The following is a 25,381-nucleotide window of genomic DNA, read 5'->3' as shown; positions in this document are numbered from 1 at the left end:
GGATTGACACACCATGAGTACTATGCAACTTCACCCAATGAAGGAAATAAAAATCATTGTCGAAGGAGAACATCTTCATTTTGTAACCGATGTTCTAGATCGAATCAAAGCCAGCGGATATACGATTTTCAACGATATCTCAGGCAAAGGCCATCACGGATTCCACGAAGGACATCTGATGTTCAATGACACGAGTAGCTTGCAGATGATCATCACCGTTGTCCCTGAGGGAAAACTGAACCCGATACTCTCGGGTCTCAAACCCTTTCTGGAACGACACTCCGGCAGTCTTTTTGTCTCAGAGTCTAGTGTACTGCGACGAGATCATTTTGATTCAGAAGAATCCTAGATGTTCCTTGTAAGCATTATCGTATTGATACCCGATTCAACCACCCTCTTTCACCGAGAGATCTATCGCCCATAATTAGCTTTGGCGCCAGCACGGTCTTAGTTGCACAGTAACCCTTGCAAATTTTACCCTCAGCGCAGCGCCTTGATCTGTGACTGAAAACAACGGAAACACCCCTTTCCTTATTTATAGCTAAAAAATAGATTTCGCGAATTGATTACAAGGCGAAAGGAATATGCTTGATTGATCCTGGATAGTTTCATACCATCTTTTCTATAAAATATTTTTATTTCATTGGTGATGTTTCTATGGACGACGGCAGTCAGCAGGTGATCTGGGCGGGTATTTCCGCCGCCATTTTATTCATCGGCGTGTATTTATACAGGGAAGGAAAATCACGCGCTCTCCAGCAATCGAAAGTCAGTGAAAAACCGACCGTGCAGGAGGGCTTGAGCGCCAAAGATTATCTCGATCAGGCGACCCAGGCCTTGACCGACAAGGAATACGCCAAGGCCAAGAAACTCGCATTGACGGGGATTGAGGCGTCTGGAGACGATATTCGCATCGGCTCGGGACTGCATAATTTACTCGGAAGCGTTCTGGCGACAGAGGGGAAAATGAAGGAAGCCTTCGCTGAATTTAAAAAAGCCTCGGAAGTGGATCCCAGTTTTTCTTATCCCTTTAGCAATCTCGGCAATCTTTATTTCATTGAGAGCAAATTTAAGGAGGCTGAAGAAGCCTACAAGGAAGCGATCCACCTCAATGACCAGCACGCCGACGCTTACAACAATCTGGGAATTTTATACAAGACGCAGAAACGCACGCAAGAGGCGATTCAGAATTTTGAACGCGCTTTGAAACTAGATCCGAAAATGGAGGAAGCGCAACGCAACCTCGAAATTTTAAAAAGCGCTCTGCAGAACTAAGCTCTCACTCCAGCCACACGCGCACCGACCGTTCCGTATCTTTTAAAGAAAATACTTCCTGCGGCGCAAAGCCCGATTTTCTCAAGCGCTCCTGAATTCCTTCCAGATCGAATTTCTGACGTCGAATCGATTCCAACACAGGCGGGTCGATCACCTCCTCCAGTTCATCTGCGACGCGCGCCGGCATGATCAGCTTCACCTTATTGCCGTTGGGTTTTTCCACATCAATTTTAAGATAACGCGACAAACCGTCGAATCCCCTTGCATCCGTAGCAGAGGGATTTTCGGGCAAGATCAGTTGCATTGCGGCGGGATAGAGGCTGGAGCAGGTCTGATCGAGTAGATAGCGCCAGGGCAGATCGACCTTCAAACGCCACAGATGCGTGGTCAAGCCATGCAGAACGCGCATCAGATAAATCAACTGAGGCGGAGCCGCAGAACGAAACCACCACTTCAATTCTCCCGCGATCTGGTCGAAGCGCGGACTGATTTTCCAGTCATCCACATTGTAAGGGCCATCGACATTGAAGGGTTCGAACAACACGCTGAGCAATGCCGGCAGTAGCGGATTCAGGTCTCTCAACTTATCCGAATCAAACCCCAATTCAGCGAGGCACGCTACAGGGGACAGTTTTTCATGATGACGCAGAGCCAGAATGATCCGCAGAAGAACCAAACGCTCGGCAAGAGGAATTTTCAGGATGGAACCGTAGTCGTACAGGACCAAAGCGAATCCGCGATTGCCTAATTTACGAAAGGCAAAATTTCCGGGATTCGGGTCGGCGTGCACAAATCCGCAAACGAAGAGCATGTGGAAATAATGCTTGAGCAGGAGACGTCCCATCGCTTCGCGTTGCGCTCCGGTCATCTTCTCCGCCTGTTCAATGTCGAATCCTTCTTCGTAGGATTGAACCAGAACTCGCGGTCGGCACAAGTCCATCAGAACTTGCGGAACGACCATACCAGGAACGTCCTGCGCCAGTCGCGCGTATTCCTGCTGTTGCTCCGCTTCTTTCAGATAATTCAATTCTTCTGAAAGATTGTCCCAGAAAGCATCGCGATAGCCTTCAAGTCGAAATCCCCACTTGGCGATCGGCCCGGCTTTGGGAAGCCAGCCCATCCAATCTATTTCGCTTTCCACGGTTTGGGCGATCTCGGGATACTGCACTTTGATCGCCACCTCGCGCCCATCCTTCAAGCGGCCGCGATGCACCTGCCCAAGAGAAGCGGGCAGACCCTCCTCGCTGAGAGACGCAAACAATTCTTCATACTCCCGACCGTATGATTTTTCCAGAATGTCCAGAATCTCTCCCAGCGCCATCGGCTGAATCGAATTATTGAGAACGCTCCGCTCGGACTTGTCTTCAGCGCCCATGGTCAGGAATTGCCCCACCTTTGCAGACGCGCCGCGAGAAGCGCCGAGCAGTTCGATCAGGTAACTCCTGGCCCGGTCCTTTGCGTCGCCCTCATCGGAGCGCTTCCAGTCATGAACAGCTTTGCCCAACTTGACCAGTCGGGCGCCGCGTTTAAAAAACGAGAACAGACTCATCGATGCGCGTTGGCGGAAGCCTCGTTGAGCGCGGACACTTTGAATGAGTCCACATCAGAAATGACTCCATCAGGAACCGATCCCTGAAACTCGCTGGAACGCATCAAAATCGCCAAGCGACCTGAATCTTCAGTCGTCAGCAACTTTTTTGCCATAGCAACAACGTCTTCGCGTTTCACTTTCTCAACCGCCGCGATGAGTCGCTTCTTAAATTGAAAATCAGCGTCCTCTTCCGTCGCCAGATAGAACAAGTCTTCCAACACTTCGCCAATGCTATCGCCCTGCTTTTCCAGAGAAATGATCTGACCGGCGCGGTGCTTCTCAAACTCTTCATCCGTCAGGCTGTCAAAAATTTTCCCAGACTCTTTCATCCAGGCTTCGACTCTTGTCTGCAGTTCAAACGGACTGTAGGTTGCCGATTGAATGATGAATTTTAAAAACTGCTGGTCTTCCATCCTCTGGTCGAAACTCCAGACGATATAACCGAGTTGCTGGTTGGTTCGCATCTGCGTATAGAAATCGCTTTTAATGATCGAAGAGATCAATGAAGCGACCGCCTGCAGTTCGATGGATTTATCGCCCATCGGCATATGATAGGAAATCGAATTGTTGTTATCGAGAACCTGCTTGCTGAAAACCACCGTCTGGGCCGGTTTCATGCGCTCGACTTCGATTTTAAAGCGGTCCTTCTCAGGGAGCGCTTTGCCGCCCAGTTCCTTCAACAAAATCCCGACGCTTTGTCGCACCTTCGCGTCGTTCCAGTTGCCGTGGGCCATTCCCGTCAGATGAATTCGTTCATAGACTTTCCCCGCATAGCGCTTGAGAACCTCATAAGTCACTTTCTGCAAGGCCTCGATTTTCTGCTCTTCGGTGTAATGTTTTTTCAACCAGAGCAATGCGCCGTAATAACCGCCGCGCGCGTAGGACTGTCCCAGCTTCCTGTTATCCAGATCGCGCAACAACACTTCCTTCAGATCATTGAATTTTTGCTCGTCGATTTTTATCGTCTTCAAATTTTTGGTGATCAGGGCAAGCAGGTCTTCGACGCGTTCCGAATAGCCGCCAATCGACAGGTTGATGCCCTTTTTAGTCAGGCCCAGACCATAGGAAAGTCCCGCCATCTGGATGGGATAAACCAGTTCATTGAGACCTTCATGAATCGCCATGTCGTACATCTTCGCGGTCATTAAATGATCGACCGTGTCGTACACCAGCGGCGTTTCAATGCGAAAACTTAAAAACACCTTCGGCTGTTTGAAGCGGTTATCAAATTTGAACCAGACTCGCCCCATCTCATCGTCCCAGACCAGATGCGGCTCTTCTTCAACTTTCTCCAGATTGTAGGGAATGAAATCATTCTTTTCGGGATAAGCAATGCCCTCGACCTTGGCCGGGTTCTTCAAACGTTGAAATGCTGGGCCGCCAACCTGTTGCATCGAATATTCTGCTCCGTAGTATTTTTCAACCTGATCGGTTTCCAGCGAATTGGTCTGCAAAGTCACCATCGCATTCTCAGGCCTCAAGGTCTCCAGTAAAGCTTGATAGGCTTCGGGATCGTACTTCTTGAACAGGAACGGCAGGGTCTCCACTTCGTCGAGTTTGTAATCGAACATGAGAGCGGCCTGCCCGGCGACGAAACCCATTCCCTCGTCAGGGTCCTTGTACTTGAAATTGATTTCCGCCATCGCCTCGTTTTCGCGATAGGTGTACTCCTGCATTCCCTGCGCTCTCAACATTTCAAAATAAGCGAAGATTCGCTCAAGAACCGTTTCGTACTCTTCGGCTCCCTTGGGCGTCAGAGACACGCCGACTTCAAACGAGTTGATGTTTGGATGGCTGTTGCCGCCTCCCGCGCTCAAACCCAGAGCCAAACCTTCTTCTTTCAACTTGGACAATAAGGAACCCTTGCCTTCATAACCGATCACCGATCCGACAATGCTTGCAGGCTTGCTCTCAAGATGCTCGGACAAACGAATGGTAGGAAACTCGACTGATAAAGAACGCAGGTCTTTAATGGACTTCACTTTTAAAAGGCGATACTTGTCCTTGAGAGGTTTGCGGTAATCCGGGCTGACTTCCGGCAGAACAACAGGCCGATCCTCGATTCCCTCAAAATACTTGCGCGCCAGCGATTCCTGTTGCGGCAAAGGAATATTCGAAATCAAGGCCAGGCGCATATTCGACGCCGCATAATATTTCTTAAAGAACGCGCGCAAGGCGGGTCCGTTATCGCCCGCAAGGGTTTCCTTGTTTCCTGTTCCAAATTTAGCAAGAGGGTGTCCCGGCTCCACCATCATATTTTGCACTCGGGACAAACGCCAGCCGTCGCTCCTCTGGTTTTTATCATGTTCGCTACTCACAGCGTTGACTTCCCGCTCTGAATATTTTTCATCAAACAGGGGAGACTTGAAAAAATCGCTGAAACGATCCAGCGCGCCTTCGAACGCATCGTGCGAGACTTCAAAGAAATAATTGGTCACATCCGAAGAGGTGTAGGCGTTGCTCGCTCCCGAGTTCGCGTCCAGGTATTCCTTATACGATCCAACCACGGGAAATTTTTTGGTGCCCAGAAAAAGCATATGCTCCAGATAATGCGCCAGACCTTGTTTATCTTCCGGGTCGTACAACATGCCCGTGCCGACTCCCAATGCCGCCGCGCTTCTATGCACCTCGGGATCAAAAACCAAAAGGGCTTCCAGACCGTTGTCCAATTTGAAGGTCTGTGTTTTTCTCTCAGAGGCGTGAGCCGTCCCAAGCAGTAAAATGATCCAAAGGACGAATAAAAATCTGGTCACACTAAAAACTTTTTGTCTTTGCACAAAACACCTCCATAAATTATTAACCCGGCAGGTTGGTCAACAGCCCGGAGCAAATTCTCACCTTAGCTAAAATTATAACAGCGTCAGGAAGAGCTTTTCAAAAAATGAATACGAAATTAAGGTCGATTTTAGCGTGAAGCCTCATTAAAATGTTTTAATTAATTTGATGCGAAGAGAAGCAGCGATTGTCTTTCAGACGAATCGAACGCCTTGTCATTCCTCATTAATGAGAACTGGAGTCTCCAATGAAAAAAATCAGAGTCGCCGAGTGGAAGGATTTAGAAGACCGTAAACCCGTTTATGCGCTCGTCGCGAATGTCGATCTCGTGGTTTTTCGTTGCGACTCAGAAGTATCCGCTTTTTATGGTCGCTGTCCTCATCGCGGCGCATTGCTGGCGGACGGTTTCATTAAAGGCGACAATCTGATCTGCGGCGTTCATTACTGGGATTTCAGATGCGATACCGGAATCAGCGAATATAACAACGAAGAGCAATTGCCCAAATTCAATGCATGGGTCGAAGACGGCGGCGTCTATCTTGACGAAGAGGAGATCACTGCTTGGGAGGTGGATCATCCGCAGGCCTACGCTCGGGACGAGTATCAGGGCCTATACGCAGATCACGAAGGAACCGAAGATGAACCGCATACCAGTTTCATTCAGCAACTAGCCAAAAATGCTTTGTCGAAGTTGGGACATCATGGCCCAATGGCGGCGATGGGCGTTCCGGGGCAGGAGCTTCCCAAATGGGACGACATTCAATTCGTCACCGCGCAATTAGCCTCCATGCCTTTGCTTGAGGACGAATCGGTAAACACAGAGGTCGTCGTCGGCCCCGGCGCTAAAAAACCGCTCCGGCTGGATATTCCCCTGATTGTCTCCGACATGAGCTTTGGCGCCCTCTCTGAAGAAGCGAAAATATCGCTCGCCCTCGGAGCCGAAAAGGCGGGAACCGGAATCTGTAGCGGCGAGGGAGGAATGCTTCCCGAAGAACAAAAAGCCAACAGTCGATACTTTTATGAACTGGCGTCGGCGCGATTCGGTTTCTCAATGGACAAACTGAAAGACGTCCAGGCCTTCCATTTCAAAGGCGGTCAGGGAGCTAAAACCGGAACAGGAGGCCATCTACCAGGCGAAAAAGTTAAAGGAAAAATCGCCACGGTTCGCGGCTTGAAAGAAGGCGAAGCGGCGGTATCGCCCCCGCGATTTCCAGACTGGGACTCGATCGAACCCATCAAAGAGTTCGCGCAAAAAGTGAGGGAAGAAACCGGAGGCATTCCCATCGGCTATAAACTGTCTGCGCAACATATAGAAAAAGATATCGACGCCGCTCTTGAAGTGGGCGTGGACTACATCATCCTCGACGGTCGAGGCGGTGGGACGGGCGCGGCTCCGCTGTTGTTCCGCGACAATATTTCCGTCCCCACCATTCCAGCTTTGGCGCGCGCGCGGCGACATCTGGATACATTGGAACGCAGGGACGTCACTCTCATCATCACCGGCGGACTTCGGGTTCCAGCGGATTTCATCAAAGCCCTTGCGCTTGGGGCGGACGCGGTTGCGCTCTCTAACTCGGCGTTACAGGCGATTGGCTGTATCGGCATGAGAGCCTGCCACACCAATAATTGCCCGGTGGGTATCGCCACTCAAAAGGAACACCTGAGACGCCGAATCGTGATCGAAGAATCGGCTCAGCGTCTGAGCAATTTTTTTCAGGCCTCGGTGGAATTGATGCAGGTCATGGCCCGAGCCTGCGGGCATCGTTCTCTGAGCGAATTCTCCATCGACGATTTGGTGACCTGGAAAAAAGAGATCGCCGATCTTTCAGGAATCCCATTCGGCGGCATAAGAGACTGAACGCTTCGCGCTCAGTGTTCCAGACTCATGAGGGCGACGCCAATAAAGATCAAAGCGCCCGCAAGCATGCGTTTTGCGCCAAAGCCTTCATTATTGATCCAGCACCCCCAATAAATGACCAGAAAAACGCTGATCTGGCGCAGGGAAACCACCGCGCTCACATCTTCAAATTGCAGGACGATGCAAATCACCCCATAAGATCCCAAAGTCGCTATCCCGCCCAGAATCCCCTTGCGCCACTCGCCTTTCCAGACCTGCAGAATATCGCTTCGATTGAAACTTAGAAATAAATAGGAATTATACAAAGCGAAACACACCAGCGATTCCAGAAAGAAAAACGCCACTCCATTGCGCAGACCGTCTTCCGGGAACAGCTGAAGAAAATGATCCATCCCTTTTTTGTCAACAAGGGAATAAGACACGACCATGATCAGGGTGAAATACGCCCAGCGCAAATGCTGGTGCCGCATCGCGTTCCATAAATTGACCGCGCCCTTTATAAGATGCCCGTCAAAATGCAACACATAGATAGCGACGACAATCATCAAAACGGCGATCCACTCGAAAACGCTCAGTCTTTCGCCCAGCAGAAAAAAAGCCCCCACGGGAACGAAGACCGGAGCCGATCGTGCGATCGGGTACACATAGGAAATATCTTCGGTATGATAGGCTCTCGACAGACAAAAAATATACAGTCCGTGCAAAACGCCCGACAGAATAGCCCAGCCCCACAATTCAGCGCTGTAACCTTCCACCCCGAATATCAGAAAGAATACCGACGCCATGAGAATGATCCAGCTCCCTTTCAAGGCGGAAAAAAACCGGGAGTCTGCGCTGGAACGTGTGAGAATATTCCAATAGGCGTGGAACAGGCAGGAAATAAGAATGAGGCTGATGTTGACGAGGGACAAAAGAATCCTGTTATCGATGCGTCTCAATAAAAAGACGATTATAATAGCAACTATGAATCATTCTGACTTCAAATCATGTTTAATAAAATAGCGTTCGTCTCCTATTCCATCTCGGATATGAAACGTTCTGTCGATTTCTATCAATCGACCCTGGGATTTCAATTACTGTTCCAAGTCGATGAATGGGCCGAATTCATGATCGGAGATCAGCGCTTCGCAATTCGACAAACCTGCGAAGCAATTCAACAAAACGCCGCCATGCTACACTTGGAAACCGACAACATCGAAGACGCTATCGCGCGCCTGCAAGCCCAAGGCGTCGCCATCCATCAGACTGTAAAATCTCACGACTACGGCAAGCTCGCCGCTTTTCTTGATCCCGACGGCAACCTCATCGGTCTCTACGAAGCGCCCCGGCCCACCGGGTCCCAAAGCAAATAGTTGAAATAATACCATCCCAAACGCAGGTATTGATCCAGAAATAAATTATCGTAGGCGGTATTGAGCCACCAACTCTCAAAGTTTTTCTGATAATCCGATTCCAAAGGCTGAAAGAAATAATTTTTCGCCCCATCCCCCAATGCGTGGTCCAGATAAAATCGATACCCCCTGCCCTGATAATAAGGAATAAAAATGATCGCTTTTGAGAAGGGCGAATCTTTGCGAACCTGCTCCAGAAATTCTCCGAATCCGGGGCCGCTCTCAAAACCTGCCGTCAACACTCTCACCCGCTCGGAATCGATGCCATGGGACTGCGTTTCCGACTTGATCCATTGTTCAGTATTCACTTCACGCAGAGCCTTCCAGGATCGACTGTAATCGCTGGCTAACACATAGATGGTTTTTATCTCCTCCGATTGCGCTCGTTTCGCTACCTGTTCGGAAAGAGCAAACGTGAATATCACATCCACGCTGGAATCCGCCGCTTCATGAACGACCAGAAAATTTCCGATCGAGTTCAACAACGGCCGGTGTACGAGCGCCGCCAGCAACAAGAAACAAGCAAATACGATCCATTTTATTCTTCCGGGCCAGTCAGGTTTCATTCGCTTCCCTTCGCCAGCAGAACGCTGTTGATCGGGAATTTGATCCACTCGCTGACCACATATGAGAAGCGCGTTGGATTGCGCCACCATGAATCAAACACCGCCCGCGTGTCGGCGCTGTCCGGACTTTGATAACCCAGAATGATCTCTGTATCTGCAAAGACCGACTCAAACACCATGCGAACGCGGCGCATATTGTAAGCGTCGCTGATAACCACAGCGCTCGCCCAGCCATTTTCCAGAGCCCATTGTCTGGCCAACTGCGCGTCGTGGCGGGTGCTGGTTGAATGCGAGGCGCGCAAACGTTCTGGCGCTATCCCCTCCTCCAAAGCTTCCGCCTCCGCCAGTTCCAATTTGGTGCGGTTGACAAGAGTGAGTTTTACGCGAGTATCGCCCAGCAAGAGCAGCTTCGCGTTGGGGTTCTGCTGAATCAAATCAAGCGCGTAGCGAAAACGTGAATAAGTCGCCGTCGCCGATACAACGAGATCGACCGGAGAAACCCGTTCCTCTACAGACAAAAATTTAGCGAAAAAAGGCAACCAGGAGCGATGCGTGAGCGTCAGACCCGCATAGAGCGCCAGCAGAACGCTGAAAACCATGAAAAAGCGTCTCCATTTCATCGCTTATAAATGGGTGAAAATAGAAAAAATATCATGTAAAATACCGGCATGAACTCAAATTTAACTCATTTTAATGAAGAAGGCCGCGCCCGAATGGTGGATGTCAGCGAAAAAAACATCACCGAACGGGTCGCTATCGCAGAGGGTCGCGTTCACATGCAACCGGAGACCCTGCGACTGATTAAAGAAGGACAAATCAAAAAAGGCGATGTTCTGGCAGTCGCGCAGGTGGCCGGAATCATGGGAGCCAAGAAAACATTTGAAATGATCCCCATGTGCCACCCCCTGTTATTGACCAATGTAGACATCAGTTTCAAGGAAAATTTTGAACCCGATCCGCAAACCGGCCTGTCGTCCATCGACGTGACGGCGACGGTCAAGGTCACAGGAAAAACGGGAGTCGAAATGGAAGCCTTGACCGCCGTGTCGGTAGCGTCGCTGACCATTTACGATATGTGCAAGGCGGTCGACAAGGGAATGAAATTCGACAACATCCAATTATCGCATAAATCCGGCGGTAAATCAGGGGACTACAACCGTTCCGACGCGACCTGAAAATTCGCTCGCGCGAGACGGTTTCTCAAATACAGAATGCAATGATCACCGTAAAATATTTTGCCAGCTTGAAAAATTTTTCCAATACGGATGAAGACCAGTTTGAGGCGAGCGGTATCTCAACCCTCCTCGACCTGAGCCACGCTATTTCAAAAAACCACCCGCAGTTGGGAGAAATGATTCGAGGGAAAAAAATCATGGTTTCCGTCAATCTGGATGTAGCCAATCTGGAATCGGAAATTCATGATGGCGACGAAGTCGCCCTGCTCCCTCCATTCTCCGGCGGGACCCACTCATAGAGGATCGCTATCATGAACGCCGTCACCGAATCCAAAGTCAGAATTCAGAAAGAAGATTTTGTCGTCACCGATGAAATCGAAGCGATGAAAAAAGTCTCCCGCAACATCGGCGGCATTGTAACCTTTCTCGGCACAGGCCGGGAGCTTTCCAAAGGCGAAAACATCAGTCAGCTGAACTTTGAGCATTATCCCCAAATGGCTGAAAAGAAGCTGGAAGAAATTCGCGTCAAAGCGATTGAAGATTACAAGATCATCGACATGAGCATCATTCACCGCATCGGCGAAATCGAAATCGGCGAGAATATCGTCCTGATCGTCGCCGCAGGGGAGCATCGCAAGGAAGCCTTCGCCGCATGCGAATGGGCCATTGCAGAACTCAAGCGCACCACCCCCATCTGGAAACGAGAAACGACCAGTAACGGCGAAGTCTGGGTACAGGACACTCCCTGATTTCCAGACCGGCCGCCCACCCAGACACTACGGCGACCGCTTGTAATGAATGAAATCGGACCTCTCCCTATCGTCACCGTCAGTTCGCGACTGGCTCGCTGGCTCACGCTCCAATACAATCAGCGCAAGCAGGAACAGGGTGAATCGGTATGGGAAGCCCCCAGCATTCTCTCCCTGAACGCATGGCTCAAAACGCTCTGGGAAGAATCCTGGCCCGAGCAATTCATTCTCTCCGACCTGCAATCGAAACAGCTTTGGGAATCCGTCATCAAACGATCTCGCTACGGCGGCGATATTTCCCTGCTCAATTTAAAGTCCGCCGCCAATCAGGCCGCAAACGCCTACCAGCTGATTCACGAATACGAACTTGACGCCGGGAACGCCTCCTTCCTCGATAAAGAAGAAACGAAAGAATTTCTGGAGTGGAAGCGCGCTTATGAGACCCGACTCGAATCATTAAACGCGCTCGACCCCGCATCCCTTGCTGGAGCCGTGCTACGAAAAATGGAGCGGCGCGAAATTCCAACGCCGGATCATTTAACGTTGGCGGGTTTTATGGAGACCACGCCGCAACATGAAAGAATGATTCGCGTCCTTGAATCTAACAACACGCAGGTGACGCTGGCCCCGCCCCTATCAGGAGACGCGTTGTCTTCAACGCGCACAACCGCGTGGAAAGACAAAAAAGAAGAAGTCGTTCAATGCGCGCGCTGGATTCGAAAAACGCACAGGCCGGGTAAAACCATCGGCGTTGTGGTTCCCGAACTGGAATCTTACCGCTCGCTCATTTTCCGCGAATTCAGAATGGAACTGTCGCCAGCCTCAGTCCTTCCAACGAAGGATATGGAACCCCCGTTCAATATCTCACTGGGAGCGCCGCTTGCGGAAGAACCCATGATCTGGACAGCTCTGCAACTCATTTGCGCAGGCCATTCCAAAATTCCTCTGGCCACTCTGTCGATTCTCATTAAAAGTCCTTTTCTGGAAATGGGCAGAACGCATTTCCTGGAATCCATCCGTTTGGAAAAACTCTGGGCTTCCAAACGCGTTCCCTTTATTTACCTTGAAGACATCAAAGAATCCAGCATTGCTCCCTTGCTGGGCGAATGGAACCGTTTCATACTATTGGCCGACACACTTCTTCCCAGCCAATGGACTTCAGTCATTTTTGATTTCCTCAAGCAACAGGGATGGCCCAGTCAGCTTGAAAGCAGTTTTCAGTCACGCCGCGATTTTCAGGCCTATGAGGCATGGAAAGAATGCCTCGAAAATTTCTCCACCCTCGACGACGTCTCAGGATCACTCACACGAGAGCAGGCCGTCCATTTACTGGGACAGTTGGTCACAGAAAAATTATTCCAGATCAAAACCCGCGAACAACCGATCCAGATCATAGGTCTGCTCGAATCATCGGGAATGCAATTCGATCATGTCTGGGTGATGGGCTGTCACGCCGACTGCCTCCCCTCGCCGCCCGCGCCCAATCCCTTTTTGCCGATCCCGATTCAAAAGCAAAAAGGAATCCCGCATTCGGACGCGGGTCGAGAACGAGCCTATGCAATGCAGTCCATCGCGCGCCTGGCGTCTGCCGCTCCCGACGTCATTTTCAGTTATCCCGAAAACGACGGCATCCACGAATGCCTTATCAGCCCTCTTCTCGTAACCATCCCATCCGCAGGAGAACAATTCAGCATCAGCCATTCCAGCGCATTGGCGGGAAAAATACAAAACACTCTGCTTCTCGACGAATGGCAGGAAGCCAACACGCTTCCCTGGACCTTGAAGGAAAAGGAACTCTATGCCTCGCAACTGTTTCCCGGCGGAACCTCCAGCATCAAGAATCAGGCCGACTGCCCCTTCAAAGCCTTCGCCAACCACCGCTTGAAATTGTATTCGTTTGAAATACTGGAAAATGATTATGAAAATCTGGAACGCGGTAATCTCACCCACAAGACTCTCGAATTATTCTGGAAGGAAGTCAAAACCCAGCAAAACCTGAAACGATTGCAAGCAGACAATTTATTGGAGAGCGCCGTCATACGAAATGTGCGCTCGGCGCAAAGCTATTACAGAAAAATATTCGTTCGTCAGTCTCTCTTTGAAAACATCGAGAGACAGCGCCTGACCCAGTTAATGATGGAGTGGATGGAAAAAGAGTTGCTACGCACAGACGACTTCACCGTACTGCACGAAGAACTCAGCAAGGAACTGACGCTCGCAGGGCTACAGCTCAAACTCAAAATCGACCGGGTCGATAAAACCGTTAACGAACAAATCATACTCATCGACTACAAAACTTCAAAAAACGAATCCACATCGCAAAAGCGCTGGTTCGAAGAACGCCTCTCAGAACCGCAACTCCCCTTGTATTCCCTCGCAATGAAATGCGACGCCGTCGCTATCGGCATTGTCTCCAAAGGGGAAACGAGCTGGGCGTCCACGTCTTCACCGCAAGTTTTTCTAGGCTCAAAAAAATACCAGCAGGAGGAACTCGAAAGTTGGGAAGGAATTCTCTCGCACTGGCGCAATGGATGCGAACAACTGGCTCAGGAATTGGTCGATGGCCTCCTGATCGCGCAACCTTTGCGAAAGCATAACACCTGCAGAATCTGTCCGCATGAAACCCTGTGCCGTATCAAGGAACGTTCCAACTGGATGTCAGACGACGAGGATGAATCATGACAAACCTGCCGGATGATGAGGCCCGACAAAAAGCACTGGACCCTTCGCGCTCCTATATCGTCCAGGCTCCCGCAGGCTCCGGAAAAACGGAATTGTTGATTCAACGCTACCTGCGTCTGCTCGCGATTGTGGAATGTCCTGAACAAATTCTAGCCATGACCTTCACGCGCAAAGCCGCGGGCGAAATGAAGCATCGTATTGTCAAGGCTCTTGACTCTGGACAAAATGAAAAAGCGCCCGAGGAAATACACGCTCTAAAAACATGGACGCTCGCGAAGAACGCTCTGGCTCAGGATCGCTTGAAAGGCTGGAACCTGCTCGACAATCCCACCCGACTGAAAATTCAGACCATCGATTCCTTCTGCACGGGACTCGTCAAGCAAATGCCCCTTCGTTCCGAATTAGGCGGCCCGGTCGGCGTGGAAGAAAGGCCCCAGGCTTTATACAAGGAAGCCGCGCGACGAATTTTATCCAGCATCGAATCGAACCGTCCGGAAGGAAATCGCGTGCGATCTATTTTGTCGCACCTCGACGGATCCAAAAGCATACTCCTGAAGCGCATCATGGATCTGTACCAGAAGCGCGACCAATGGATGACTATTTTTCATGAAGATTTTTCGGTCGGCGATGAGACCCGCATCTTTTTCGAAAGATTATTACAAAAACTGATCGCTTCAAAATTGCGCGAGGTCAGCGACGCGTTCCCGCAGGAACTGGAAAAGGAACTCGTTCAAGCCGCCAACTACGCCGCAGAAAACTTGAAGGTCAAATCCCCGGCACACCCCATCGTCGGGCTGGAAAGCATGTTAGCCCTGCCTCTTCCAGATATCGAAAACTACGATCACTGGCAGGCCCTTACAGAATTACTGCTCACCAAGGCGGGAGACATTCGCAAGACCGCCGACGTTCGACTTGGATTCCCATCAGACAAAAACGTAGAAAGCAAAAATATGAAAAAGCGTTTCACGCAATTGCTGGAAACTTTGTCGGAAAATAAATCACTGGGAGAACTTTTAAAAAGCGTACAAAATCTGCCGCCTCCGCGATTCACGGAAGACGAATGGAAAATTCTGCAGGAGACCATTCAACTCTTTCCTTTATTATCGAACACGCTTCGCAGGGTCTTCAAGGAAACAGGAAGGATTGATTTTTCAGAAATCACTCTGTCGGCAAGAAAAGCCTTGGGAACGGACGAAGATCCCACCGACTTACTGCTCTATCTCGACTACAAACTTCAACACATTCTCGTCGATGAATTTCAGGACACGTCTTTCAAGCAATTTCATTTATTGGAAGCGCTCACTTCTGGCTGGGAAAGGGACGACGGACGCAGCCTTTTTATCGTCGGTGATCCTCAACAATCCATTTACCGCTTTCGCGATGCGGAGGTGGGACTGTTTCTAAAGGCCCAGGAAAATGGAATAGGAGAGGTTCCGCTGGCAAAATTAACGCTGACTTCCAATTTCCGTTCGCATGGCGCGCTGGTCGACTGGTTCAACGCTTGCTTTCAAAGCGCATTTCCGCATCATGAAAACAGCGAACTGGGAGCGATCTCGTACTCTCCTTCAACCACTGTCATTGAAGATTCCTCCCAGAGCGACATGCCTGCTCCCGGAGTCGAGTTACATTCATTCCTGACAAGCGATGCCCACAAAGACACGGCGCAGGACGAGGCGGAGACCATTGCGGCGCTTTCGTCTCGCTACCTGAGGGACTGCCCCCAAGCCAGCATTGCGATCCTTGTAAAATCCCGCGCGCACCTGGCGCAAATTGTCGCTACATTGCGCGATAAAAACATTCCTTTTCAGGCGGAAGAAATCGACATACTCACGTCGCGACCCGCGATACAGGACTTACTGGCTTTGATGCGCGCCCTGCTGTCTCCCAACGACGACATCGCATGGGCCTCAATACTCAGAGCTCCCTGGTGCGGCATGTCTCTGCAAGACCTGCAACTGATACGGCAGGAGGACCTGTCGGCGCCTCTAGCCTTACAAATTCGTCATCCAGAAATTCATTCAGCGTTGACTGAAGACGGCAGGAAACGACTGGAGCGTTTCAACCAGGTGATGGAGCAGTCCGGCGCGACCGATTCGGGCTTGCGCTTTCGCGATCTTCTCGAAGGCGTCTGGATCAGTCTTGGCGGCCCGGCCTGCATCGGCGTTTGTTCGGTGGAGGACATCGAAGTATTTTTTGATGAAATAGAAAAAGCTACGGCGAACGGCGACCTGTCCCAGTTGAATCAATTCAGCGCTCGACTGGATTCGCTCTACGCAGCGCCTCAAACGCACCAGGGAAATGCATTGCAAATCATGACCATGCACAAGGCGAAAGGATTGGAATTCGATATTGTCCTGCTACCCGGACTTGGGAAAAAGCCCCGCCCCGACGAGAAGCGGCTGGTCTACTGGATGCCTTACGATGAAGGAATTTTAATCGCTCCTATTGAGGAGAAAGGCGGAGAGAAAAATAAAATCTATGAATTCATCAATACAATCAATAAGACAAAAAACCAATATGAATCTGCGCGCCTGCTTTACGTCGCCACAACACGCGCCAAAAGGAAATTGCATTTATTGGGGCATACCAGCGACAAAGAAGAGGGGCCCGTTCCAGCCAGACATTCAGCTCTGGATATGCTCTGGCCCCATTTACAAAGCGAGTGGGTTCAGGCCAGTATAGCGAACCTTCCAGAAACCCCAGCCGACTCCAGCGACGAGACGCCGCAGTTCACGGCGCTCAAACGCCTCGCCGCAGAGGTCGCACTGCCTGAACCTGACCCCGATATTGAAATCGGCGCCACTCTGGAAATGTCTTTCGAGCAGGATATGAAACCGCTTTTTTTCTGGGCAGGATCGGAAGCGAGGTATCTGGGTACAAGCTTGCATCGGTGCTTTCAAAAAATCGCAGAGGACGGCGCTGAACAATGGGACGAGCAGAGAATACAAAAATTACATCCAAAGATGATCGCTTCCCTGCAAAGCCAGGGGCTTTCAAAATCCAGCGCAGAGGCTCAAGCCGAAAAAGGAATGAGAGCGCTTAAACTGGCGTTGGAGGATTCGACAGGGAGATGGATTCTATCCAATCGTGAGCAAGCTGAAACCGAATACGCATTGACCCGATTCTCCAATAATCGTTTCATCGAACGCATCATCGACAGGACCTTTATCGACAAGGGAATTCGATGGATCATTGATTTTAAAACCGGGGAACATCAGGGATCGAATCTGGAATCGTTTTTTGAGGAAGAAATGATTCGCTACCGTCCTCAATTAGATCAATACGAATCCATACTCATTGAAAAAGGCGAAACACTACCAATCAAAAAAGCGCTGTACTACCCTTTGCACTCCCGTCTGGTTGAGCTATGATTGCGAAAAAGGAAAGGCGAGGCGTCACAAAAGTGACCCCTCGCCAGTAGAAGCGCAAGCCGCCGGAAGGCTACACGCTTTGGGTAAAATCTAAATCACAGAAATAAGCCGATACAATCTCTGAACTTCAAACTAGTTTTCTGTGACTGCGTTCTTTCTTTCAAAATGAAACGAATCCGTTCCCGAACCATTGCAATCCACATAAATGGAATCGCCGTCGTGAATCTCTTCGCCTAGAATTTTCATCGACAGCGGGTCCTGAATATATTTCTGCAGAACGCGCTTCAAAGGCCTCGCTCCAAAAACCGGATCATAGCCCTTCTCCGCCAGCGCTTCCATCGCATTGTCAGACAAGGACAGAGTCATTCTGCGTTCTTTCAGAAGGGTTCTGATATTGCCCAGTTGCACTTCAACAATTTCCTTAATCTGCTTGCGACTGAGATTACGGAAAATGACCACATCATCAAGCCGGTTGAGAAATTCAGGCCGGAAGTTTTCTCGCAGTTCTTTCCATATCGAAGTCTTGACCTGTTCAAATTCTTTCTCCCAGGTCTGCCTCTTATCCTCATCCTCTGAATTTTCGAATTCGGCAAAACGCATTCCAAATTCATGAATCATTCTGCCTCCGATGTTTGACGTCATCAGGATAACGGTATTGCGAAAATCAACCGTCTTACCTTGCCCATCGGTCAGGCGCCCCTCATCCAGAATCTGGAGGAAGATATTAAACACATCCGGATGCGCCTTTTCAATTTCGTCGAATAAAACAACCGAGTAAGGTTTGCGGCGCACATGCTCGGTAAGATATCCGCCTTCGTCGTAACCCACATAGCCCGGAGGCGCTCCGATCAAGCGCGATACCGAATGCTTTTCCATGAACTCGGACATGTCGATGCGAACCATCGCCTGTTCGTCGTCGAAGAGAAACTCCGCAAGCGACAAGGCCAGTTGCGTTTTACCCACGCCGGTCGGCCCCATGAATAAAAAGTTTCCGATCGGACGCTTGGCGTCCTGCAATCCAGCGCGAGACCGTCGAATCGCATTCGAAACCAATCGCACCGCCTCGTCCTGACCCACCACTCGTTTGTGAATTGTCTGTTCCATATTCAACAAGCGTTGCTTCTCGGACTGGAGCATGCGTTCGACCGGGATTCCCGTCCACTTGGAAACGATGCTGGAGATTTCTTCCTCTCCAACTTCTTCATTGAGCATGCGTCCCTCGCCTTGCGCTTCCTGGAGCCGAAGCAGTAAATCATCCATCTCTTTCACAAGTCGTGGATAAGACCCGTACTTCAAGGTCGCCGCTTCTTCCAGATTTCCATCGCGTTCGGCGCTCTCATAACTCTGCCGGGTCGATTCAATTTTCTCCTTCAATGAACGTTTTTCTTCAATGATCGCTTTTTCCTTCTCCCATTGCTTGCGCATGGAATCGCATTTTCCTTTAAGCTCTTTGATCTCGCCCTCGATGACGCCCTGACGAGACTTCGACTCCTTATCATCTTCCTTCTTCAAAGCCTCGCGCTCGATTTCAAGTTGAGTGATCTTGCGCTGCAATTGATCGATCTCTGCAGGCATCGAATCGATTTGCATTCTGAGGCTGGACGCCGCTTCATCAATCAGGTCAATGGCCTTATCTGGCAATTGCCGATCGGCAATATAACGGTGCGACAATCGCGCCGCCGCCAGCAAGGCTGAATCCTGAATGCGAACGCCGTGATGAATTTCATACTTTTCTTTCAGGCCGCGCAATATTGAAACCGTGTCCTCAATGGATGGCTCGCCAACCAGAACGGGTTGAAAGCGACGCTCAAGCGCGGCGTCTTTTTCAATATGCTTGCGATACTCGTTCAGGGTCGTCGCGCCGACACAGCGTAATTCGCCGCGCGCCAGCGCCGGTTTCAACATATTCGACGCATCCATCGATCCTTCAGCAGAACCGGCTCCTACCAGGGTGTGCAATTCATCAATGAAAAGTATGATTTGTCCGTCGCTGTCATTGATGCCTTTAAGTACGCTTTTCAGTCGATCCTCAAATTCGCCGCGATATTTGGTCCCTGCGACCAGCTGGGCGAGATCGAGCATCATGATTTTCTTATCCTTCAAGCCCTCCGGCACGTCGCCGTGGTCGATGCGCTGAGCCAGACCTTCAACGATAGCCGTCTTGCCCACGCCAGGTTCGCCAATGAGAACGGGGTTATTTTTTGTTCGCCGACTCAGCACCTGAATGGCGCGACGGATCTCGACGTCGCGTCCGATCACCGGATCGAGCTTTCCTGAGCGCGCGCGATCCGTCAAGTCGATGCAAAATTTCTCCAGCGCCTGATATTTGGATTCAGGATTCTGATCGGTAACGCGCTGACTTCCGCGAACCGTCTGCATCGCTTTCAAGAGCGCATCTTTCGTGACTCCCAGCGCTTTGAAATCGGCGTTGGTCTTTTTATTCTCCGCTACGGCAAGAAAGACATGCTCCCCGCTCAAGAATTCATCCTTCATTTTTTTGGACTCGTTAAAGGCCTGGTCCAGCGTTTCTTTCAATGTCGGAGAAATATAAGTTTGCGCCGGGCTTCCTGATACTTTGGGATATTTTGCGATGGTATCGAGCAGGCGATTTTCCAGAGTTGTGGAATTGACGCCAATCGTTTTCATCAAGGCGCGACCGACGCCGTCGGGATCACGGAGGAGACACAAGGTCAAATGCGCCGCTTCAATCGCCTGCTGACCGTACTCGTCGCAAAGGGATTGCGCCGATTGAATCGCTTCTTGAAGTTTGATTGTCATTTTGTCAAATCGCATGGTCTTACCCTCGCAAAAGATGTTTATTGCTCTAAAACTAAATAAGATTGCTTTTGAAGCGTGTCAAGCGAGGGAGGAATTTTTAAAGACTGCCAGAAGGGGGCGACTTGAAAACGGGGACTTTAACGAAGAAAGCGCGTTTGAAACAATACGGCTTTTGTGTTCAGTCTGAAGAACGGTCCAGAATATCGCCCATCAAGCGGCTGGTGGCCCGTCTTACATGCGGCTTGGCAAGGTGGGTTTGAATATCTGCGGGTAAACGCAGGGTGAACTTCGACCCGCTTCCGAATTCTGTTTCCGCCGAAATTGAACCGCCCATCGCCAGGGTCAGGCGATTGCAAATGGCCAGGTTCAAGGCTTCGGCTCCGTAAGCGGCGGCAATATTCGATTGGGATTCGGTGTACTGTTTGAATAATTCTTCGAGAATGCGCGAGTCGATTCCTGCTCCGCAATCCTGTATCGAAAAAGAAATCCAGTCGGTGTCTTTGACCGTTTCCCGCTTGATGTTAAAGCCGATTTTGCCCTTACCGGAAGCTTTGCAGGCGTTCGAGAACAGGTTTTTGAGGATTCTGCACAACCGACCATGATCGGCTCGAATGGAACCCAGATCCCCTTCGCGAACAACGTCGATCTGGATTTCAGCTTCTTCAAGAATCTGCTCAATGGATACGGTGACCTCAGTAATAAGCAGTTCCACCGGAATTTCGTCAATTTTCAGTTCCCCGCGACCGGACTCAATCGTCGAGAGATCGATGATTTCGTTCACCCAGTTCAACATATGATGCCCGGATTCATGAATCTGCTTCAGATCAAACACCCATTGCTCCTTGCCTTCCATCCGAGCTTCTTCGGACATCAATTCACTGAAACCAATGATGTGGTTCAAGGGGGTTCTTAATTCATGGCTTAAATTGGAAAGGAAAACCGATTTGCTTTTGCTGATGACTGCAACTTCGTTCAAAGAGGCTTCCAGACGAGATACCTTCTTTTCCAAATCAAAGGTATGAACCGAAACTTGAGAGCGGATGGAATCTTTGAGGCTGGAATTCTGGCTATGGGCATCCTGCAGTTGCTCCAATAGTACATTGACCGAATTGATGAGGCGGTCGGTTTCTTCGCACCCGGTAAGAGGAACAGTTTTAGAAAAATCCTTGTTCTGCAAAGCGGCCTCCAGAGCGAGAGCCGCTTTAATTATCGGATCCTGTTGCATGACGTTTTCCTGTCGTGATGAGGCGCCTCCCGACTCGGAAGATCAGATAAGCCCTTTGTCGCCCAGCCAGCGCTCGCATTCCAGAGCCGCCGCGCATCCAGTCCCGGCCGCAGTCACCGCCTGGCGATACTTATGGTCATGAACGTCGCCCGCCGCGAAAACGCCTTCGATGTTGGTTTCCTGGGTTCCCGGCTTGACCTTGATGTAACCCGTCTCATCCAGATTGATCTGGTCTTTAAAAATCGAGGTGTTCGGCGTATGACCGATGGCGTAGAAAACGCCCGCCAGATCGATTTCCTTGACTTCATCCGTTTTGATATTTTTGACGCGGGCGCCTGTTACAAACTGCTCGCCAATCGCGTCTTCCAAAACGGTGTTCCACAGAATTTCAATTTTCGGATTTTTGAGCGCCCGTTCCTGCATGATTTTGGAAGCGCGCAACTCTTCCCGGCGATGCACCAGATAAACAACGGAACCGAATTTAGTCAGATAGGTGGCTTCTTCCACTGCCGTGTCGCCGCCACCGATGACCATTAAGGGCTGGTTTCGGAAAAATGGAAGCGCGCCGTCGCAAACGGCGCATGCAGACATGCCGTTATTGAACAAACGTTCTTCGCTGGGCACTCCCATGCGCTTCGCCGTGGCGCCCGTCGCGATGATGATCGAATTGGCTTTCAACTCACGGTTTTCATTTTTGATAACGAAAGGACGCTGGCTCAGATCGACTTCCTGAACGTCTTCACCCACCATTTCCGTGCCAAAGCGTTCGGCTTGCTTACGGAATAACTGCATGAGTTCAGGGCCTTGAACGCCTTCAGGGAAACCGGGGTAATTCTCGACATCCGTCGTCGTCGTCAATTGCCCGCCGGCGGAACCGCCCATAAGGTAGCCTTCAAACATATAGGGCGCAAGATTGGCGCGCGCGCAATAAATTGCGGCTGTATGCCCGGCAGGGCCAGAACCTATAATGACTACATTCTTGATATCCGACATTGCTATAACCTTTCATTAACAAAAAAATCAGAAAAGCTCCGCAAGCAATAACCTGCGGACCAAAGAATTCACTGCATCTGCAATCGAACCTTCACACAGCCGAAAGACAGAAGAATCACGTCATCTCCGATGCTAATCCAATGATAGTGGTTTTAAAGAACAGTCCAACTCGTTACATGACGGAACCAGGCAGGAAATGCCGCCGACTACTTATCCAGTTCCTTCAAAATCGTGTCTCGAATATCGCCATAATTCGCCGGCAACTCAATCGGAGCAAACTCATATTCGGATTGAACGTCTGGCAGATTATTCTTGTGGTACTGAAACAGGAAATCAGTAAACTTCAAACCGTTCGCCGTGGAGATGACCACCACGCGGTCGTCTCTGCGGATGGTTCCATTGCGAACCAGTTTCTCCAGAGCCGCCAGAGCCACGCCTGTGTGCGGACAGCATAACAGACCGGTCCGATTGGCTTTCCCCACTGCGTTGGCAAGTTCATTTTCTGAAGCCTCTTCAACAATGCCGTCAAACTCCTTCAAGGCGCGAATCGCTTTCTTAACGCTCACCGGGTCGCCAATTTGAATGGCAGAGGCCTGGGTGCGGCTGGCTTGCACCGGTTCAAATTCTTCAAAATTTTTGACGTAGCTTTTGTAAAGCGGGTCTGCATTTGCCGCTTGCGCGCAAACCAGACGGGGCAATTTATTGATGATCCCCAACTCGTACATCATGCTGAAGCCTTTACCCACGGCGCTCACGTTGCCCAGGTTGCCGCCGGGTACGATCACATAATCCGGCGGGTCCCAATGAAACTGTTGCGCCAATTCAAAGCTGATGGTTTTCTGCCCTTCGATGCGTAGTGAATTCATCGAGTTTGCAAGGTAGATATCTTCTTTCAAACAAATTTCCTTCACCAGTTTCATACAGCCGTCGAAATCCGTATCCAGCGACAAGGTCATGATGCCGTGGGTGATCGGTTGAATCAACTGCGTGAGGGAAACCTTGTCTTTCGGCAAGAACACAATCGCCGGAATTCCCGCAACCGCGCAATATGCGGCCAGCGCCGCCGAAGTGTCTCCGGTCGATGCGCAGGCGACGGCGCGAATTTTTTTCCCTTCGGAAATCATTTGTTTGACCATGGATACCAGCACCGTCATCCCCAGGTCTTTAAAGGAACCTGTGTGCGCCATCCCGCATTGCTTGATCCATAAATCTTCAATGCCGAGACTTTGCCCCAGGCGTTCCGCCCAGAACAAATTGGTGCCGCCTTCATAAGTCGAAACAATATTCTCAATTTTGATGCCGGGACAAACAAGCTCTTTCTTGCCCCAAACGGAACTACCGTAAGGCCATTCGTGTTTACGGTAGCGATCTTCAAAAAGCTGTTTCCAATCGGTGGCGGAACGACGTTTCAATTGATCCATGTCATGACGAACCTCAAAAAGATCGTCGCACTGCGGACAGCGATAAATGATTTCGTTCAGTTCATACCGCGTCGGGCATCCATTGATACATTGGAACCATGCGGAATATTCCGGGGTCATATTTCTACTCGAATTAAAACGGGTTTATCGATCACGCATTCCAGAGAACTGACGCTTTCCAACGCCTTGCGTATGTTATCTTCCTTGGCGGTATGCGTCATGATCATCAGAGGAACGCCCTTCCCCTTCTCTCCCCGGCCTTTTTGCAGGGCGGATTCGATACTGATCGCATATTTTTCCAACACGCTGGATATATCCGCCAGCGCTCCGGGCCGGTCCTGAACATTCAATCTCAAAAAATACGATGAGCTGACGTCGCTAGCATCGCGTAATGGAATGTGACGAATCTCTCGCTTCGGAAACGATTGCGGCGGGATACGGCTGACGCCGCCGCTGATGATGGCTCTGGCAATATCGATCACGTCCGCCATCACCGCCGACCCTGTCGGCAAAGCGCCTGCGCCATGACCCACCAGAATGTTTTCATCCATCCATTCATCGCACACCCGAATCGCGTTGAAGGAACCGTTGACCTGAGCCATCGGGTGTTCCTCACACAACATGGTGGGGTGAACGCGCACGTCGATGCTATGCCCGTCGTACTTGGAAATCGCCAGCAATTTGATCCGATAGCCCAGTTCTGCGGCGGCTTGAATATCTTCCTGGGTTATTTTGGAAATGCCTTCCACTGCAATCTTGTCTATGTCTATATTCGCTCCATAGGCCAGTCGAGTCAAGACGGCAATTTTATGCACGGAGTCAATGCCTTCAATATCAAAGGTCGGGTCGGCTTCCGCAAATCCTTTATCTTGCGCGTCCTTGAGAGCGGTTTCAAAATCGCTTCCATTATCCGTCATTTCGCTCAGGATATAATTCGCCGTTCCATTAACGATTCCTTCAATGGAATGAATCGGATTGGCGGCAAAGGCTTCGCGCAAGGATCGAATGATGGGAATGGCTCCTCCAACAGAGGCTTCGAAACCGAGAATACATTCTTTATCTTCCGCCAGGCTGAAAATCTCTTCGCCGTGTTTCGCGAGGAGGGCTTTATTGGCTGTCACCACATGTTTGCCCTCGTTCAGGGCTTTTAATACGAACGTTCGCGCAGGCTCGTAGCCGCCGATCAGTTCAATGACAACCTGAATTTCAGGATCGTTCAAAATTTCGTCGGCATTATCTGTCAAAACACCGGGGGGCAAAGGAATGCCGCGATCGGTTGTGATATCCAGATCGGCTATTTTTTTGATATTGATCTCCGCCCCCATGCGGCTGGCGATCAATTCCCTGCTTTCAATCGCAATACGGGCCACGCCCGCGCCGATCACTCCAAATCCGATCAACCCTACTTGAATTGGGTTCATTATATTTTCACAATCTCTCTGCTATTGTTAATGGTCGAGGACGATTCGCCCTCCCCTTCTTAGATATCCAGGGGCTTTGCCCCTTGACTATAAAATCTCTTTAATTCCGC

Annotated in this window: 19 protein-coding genes; 9 read left to right on the top strand and 10 right to left on the bottom strand. The window is 50.3% G+C overall.

The window, feature by feature from the left end; translation table 11 throughout:
* Nucleotides 1–13 precede the first annotated feature (13 nt).
* Together G3M78_09950 and G3M78_09945 are read left to right on the top strand one after the other, a co-directional pair.
* Nucleotides 14–349 (top strand): P-II family nitrogen regulator, encoded by a 336-nt coding sequence (locus tag G3M78_09950; GenBank protein ID QPJ65698.1) that lies wholly within the window; start codon nucleotides 14–16, stop codon nucleotides 347–349.
* A 308-nt stretch (nucleotides 350–657) separates the two neighbouring features.
* Nucleotides 658–1,275, top strand: coding sequence for a tetratricopeptide repeat protein (locus tag G3M78_09945; GenBank protein QPJ65697.1), 618 nt, complete (start codon nucleotides 658–660; stop codon nucleotides 1,273–1,275).
* A gap of 4 nt (nucleotides 1,276–1,279) precedes the next feature.
* On the opposite strand, the gene G3M78_09940 is transcribed toward G3M78_09945, so the two are convergent.
* Together G3M78_09940 and G3M78_09935 are read right to left on the bottom strand one after the other, a co-directional pair.
* Nucleotides 1,280–2,824 (bottom strand): hypothetical protein, encoded by a 1,545-nt coding sequence (locus G3M78_09940; GenBank protein ID QPJ65696.1) that lies wholly within the window; start codon nucleotides 2,822–2,824, stop codon nucleotides 1,280–1,282.
* Nucleotides 2,821–5,619: a peptidase M16 gene (locus G3M78_09935; protein QPJ65695.1), complete on the bottom strand. Its 2,799-nt coding sequence runs from the start codon at nucleotides 5,617–5,619 to the stop codon at nucleotides 2,821–2,823. Before G3M78_09935 ends, G3M78_09940 begins: the two co-directional genes overlap by 4 nt.
* 269 nt (nucleotides 5,620–5,888) lie before the next feature.
* Here G3M78_09935 and G3M78_09930 point away from each other — a divergent pair, with 269 nt between their 5' ends.
* Nucleotides 5,889–7,499, top strand: coding sequence for a Rieske 2Fe-2S domain-containing protein (locus G3M78_09930; GenBank protein ID QPJ65694.1), 1,611 nt, complete (start codon nucleotides 5,889–5,891; stop codon nucleotides 7,497–7,499).
* 11 nt (nucleotides 7,500–7,510) lie between these two features.
* On the opposite strand, the gene G3M78_09925 is transcribed toward G3M78_09930, so the two are convergent.
* A complete protein-coding gene (locus tag G3M78_09925; GenBank protein ID QPJ65693.1) occupies nucleotides 7,511–8,410 on the bottom strand; it encodes an EamA family transporter in 900 nt (299 codons plus the stop codon).
* 75 nt (nucleotides 8,411–8,485) lie between these two features.
* Between G3M78_09925 and G3M78_09920 the strand changes: the two genes are divergently transcribed.
* Nucleotides 8,486–8,851 carry a VOC family protein gene (locus G3M78_09920; protein ID QPJ65692.1) on the top strand — a complete coding sequence of 122 codons (366 nt, stop codon included), beginning with the start codon at nucleotides 8,486–8,488 and terminating at the stop codon, nucleotides 8,849–8,851.
* On the opposite strand, the gene G3M78_09915 is transcribed toward G3M78_09920, so the two are convergent.
* The gene (locus G3M78_09915; protein QPJ65691.1) at nucleotides 8,812–9,456 is read right to left on the bottom strand and encodes a hypothetical protein; all 645 of its coding nucleotides are present in this window, start codon (nucleotides 9,454–9,456) and stop codon (nucleotides 8,812–8,814) included. The genes G3M78_09920 and G3M78_09915 overlap by 40 nt on opposite strands.
* Entirely contained in the window at nucleotides 9,453–10,076 is a 624-nt protein-coding gene (locus tag G3M78_09910; protein ID QPJ65690.1) for a YdcF family protein, read from the bottom strand. The genes G3M78_09915 and G3M78_09910 overlap by 4 nt, the downstream gene beginning before the upstream one ends.
* Before the next feature lie 48 nt (nucleotides 10,077–10,124).
* Here G3M78_09910 and moaC point away from each other — a divergent pair, with 48 nt between their 5' ends.
* From moaC to G3M78_09885, 5 genes are read left to right on the top strand one after another with little or no spacing between them, the layout of a single operon-like run.
* On the top strand, nucleotides 10,125–10,631 hold the full coding sequence (gene moaC, locus G3M78_09905; protein ID QPJ65689.1) for a cyclic pyranopterin monophosphate synthase MoaC: 507 nt from the start codon (nucleotides 10,125–10,127) through the stop codon (nucleotides 10,629–10,631).
* Between the two features lie 41 nt (nucleotides 10,632–10,672).
* Nucleotides 10,673–10,930, top strand: coding sequence for a MoaD/ThiS family protein (locus tag G3M78_09900; GenBank protein QPJ65688.1), 258 nt, complete (start codon nucleotides 10,673–10,675; stop codon nucleotides 10,928–10,930).
* Nucleotides 10,931–10,942: 12 nt separating this feature from the next.
* On the top strand, nucleotides 10,943–11,380 hold the full coding sequence (locus G3M78_09895; protein QPJ65687.1) for a molybdenum cofactor biosynthesis protein MoaE: 438 nt from the start codon (nucleotides 10,943–10,945) through the stop codon (nucleotides 11,378–11,380).
* A gap of 45 nt (nucleotides 11,381–11,425) precedes the next feature.
* On the top strand, nucleotides 11,426–14,062 hold the full coding sequence (locus G3M78_09890; protein QPJ65686.1) for a hypothetical protein: 2,637 nt from the start codon (nucleotides 11,426–11,428) through the stop codon (nucleotides 14,060–14,062).
* Complete coding sequence (locus G3M78_09885; GenBank protein QPJ65685.1) at nucleotides 14,059–17,433, top strand: UvrD-helicase domain-containing protein; 3,375 nt, start codon at nucleotides 14,059–14,061, stop codon at nucleotides 17,431–17,433. Before G3M78_09890 ends, G3M78_09885 begins: the two co-directional genes overlap by 4 nt.
* A gap of 132 nt (nucleotides 17,434–17,565) precedes the next feature.
* On the opposite strand, the gene clpB is transcribed toward G3M78_09885, so the two are convergent.
* From clpB to G3M78_09860, 5 genes are all read right to left on the bottom strand, one after another.
* Complete coding sequence (gene clpB / locus G3M78_09880) at nucleotides 17,566–20,226, bottom strand: ATP-dependent chaperone ClpB (GenBank protein ID QPJ65684.1); 2,661 nt, start codon at nucleotides 20,224–20,226, stop codon at nucleotides 17,566–17,568.
* A 163-nt stretch (nucleotides 20,227–20,389) separates the two neighbouring features.
* A complete protein-coding gene (locus G3M78_09875) occupies nucleotides 20,390–21,436 on the bottom strand; it encodes a HAMP domain-containing histidine kinase (GenBank protein ID QPJ65683.1) in 1,047 nt (348 codons plus the stop codon).
* 42 nt (nucleotides 21,437–21,478) lie between these two features.
* Complete coding sequence (gene trxB / locus G3M78_09870) at nucleotides 21,479–22,429, bottom strand: thioredoxin-disulfide reductase (protein ID QPJ65682.1); 951 nt, start codon at nucleotides 22,427–22,429, stop codon at nucleotides 21,479–21,481.
* A 206-nt stretch (nucleotides 22,430–22,635) separates the two neighbouring features.
* Nucleotides 22,636–23,970: a threonine synthase gene (thrC, locus tag G3M78_09865; protein ID QPJ65681.1), complete on the bottom strand. Its 1,335-nt coding sequence runs from the start codon at nucleotides 23,968–23,970 to the stop codon at nucleotides 22,636–22,638.
* Nucleotides 23,967–25,271, bottom strand: a complete 1,305-nt coding sequence (locus G3M78_09860; GenBank protein ID QPJ65680.1) for a homoserine dehydrogenase — start codon at nucleotides 25,269–25,271, stop codon at nucleotides 23,967–23,969. The genes thrC and G3M78_09860 overlap by 4 nt, the downstream gene beginning before the upstream one ends.
* Nucleotides 25,272–25,381 lie beyond the last annotated feature (110 nt).

This window comes from Candidatus Nitrohelix vancouverensis, from assembly GCA_015698305.1.
Classification (GTDB): Bacteria; Nitrospinota; Nitrospinia; order Nitrospinales; family VA-1; genus Nitrohelix; species Nitrohelix vancouverensis.
The sequence above is the reverse complement of the archived record's forward strand: the minus strand, read 5'-3'. Positions and strand labels throughout refer to the sequence as shown.

What these genes read in the sequence shown, in the direction of transcription:
- G3M78_09950 (QPJ65698.1), top strand. Translation starts at nt 14, where the DNA reads ATGAGTACTATGCAACTTCACCCAATGAAGGAAATAAAAATCATTGTC.
- G3M78_09945 (QPJ65697.1), top strand. Translation starts at nt 658, where the DNA reads ATGGACGACGGCAGTCAGCAGGTGATCTGGGCGGGTATTTCCGCCGCC.
- G3M78_09940 (QPJ65696.1), bottom strand. Translation starts at nt 2,824, where the DNA reads ATGAGTCTGTTCTCGTTTTTTAAACGCGGCGCCCGACTGGTCAAGTTG.
- G3M78_09930 (QPJ65694.1), top strand. Translation starts at nt 5,889, where the DNA reads ATGAAAAAAATCAGAGTCGCCGAGTGGAAGGATTTAGAAGACCGTAAA.
- G3M78_09920 (QPJ65692.1), top strand. Translation starts at nt 8,486, where the DNA reads ATGTTTAATAAAATAGCGTTCGTCTCCTATTCCATCTCGGATATGAAA.
- G3M78_09915 (QPJ65691.1), bottom strand. Translation starts at nt 9,456, where the DNA reads ATGAAACCTGACTGGCCCGGAAGAATAAAATGGATCGTATTTGCTTGT.
- G3M78_09910 (QPJ65690.1), bottom strand. Translation starts at nt 10,076, where the DNA reads ATGAAATGGAGACGCTTTTTCATGGTTTTCAGCGTTCTGCTGGCGCTC.
- moaC (QPJ65689.1), top strand. Translation starts at nt 10,125, where the DNA reads ATGAACTCAAATTTAACTCATTTTAATGAAGAAGGCCGCGCCCGAATG.
- G3M78_09900 (QPJ65688.1), top strand. Translation starts at nt 10,673, where the DNA reads ATGATCACCGTAAAATATTTTGCCAGCTTGAAAAATTTTTCCAATACG.
- G3M78_09895 (QPJ65687.1), top strand. Translation starts at nt 10,943, where the DNA reads ATGAACGCCGTCACCGAATCCAAAGTCAGAATTCAGAAAGAAGATTTT.
- G3M78_09890 (QPJ65686.1), top strand. Translation starts at nt 11,426, where the DNA reads ATGAATGAAATCGGACCTCTCCCTATCGTCACCGTCAGTTCGCGACTG.
- G3M78_09885 (QPJ65685.1), top strand. Translation starts at nt 14,059, where the DNA reads ATGACAAACCTGCCGGATGATGAGGCCCGACAAAAAGCACTGGACCCT.
- clpB (QPJ65684.1), bottom strand. Translation starts at nt 20,226, where the DNA reads ATGCGATTTGACAAAATGACAATCAAACTTCAAGAAGCGATTCAATCG.
- G3M78_09875 (QPJ65683.1), bottom strand. Translation starts at nt 21,436, where the DNA reads ATGCAACAGGATCCGATAATTAAAGCGGCTCTCGCTCTGGAGGCCGCT.
- trxB (QPJ65682.1), bottom strand. Translation starts at nt 22,429, where the DNA reads ATGTCGGATATCAAGAATGTAGTCATTATAGGTTCTGGCCCTGCCGGG.
- thrC (QPJ65681.1), bottom strand. Translation starts at nt 23,970, where the DNA reads ATGACCCCGGAATATTCCGCATGGTTCCAATGTATCAATGGATGCCCG.
- G3M78_09860 (QPJ65680.1), bottom strand. Translation starts at nt 25,271, where the DNA reads ATGAACCCAATTCAAGTAGGGTTGATCGGATTTGGAGTGATCGGCGCG.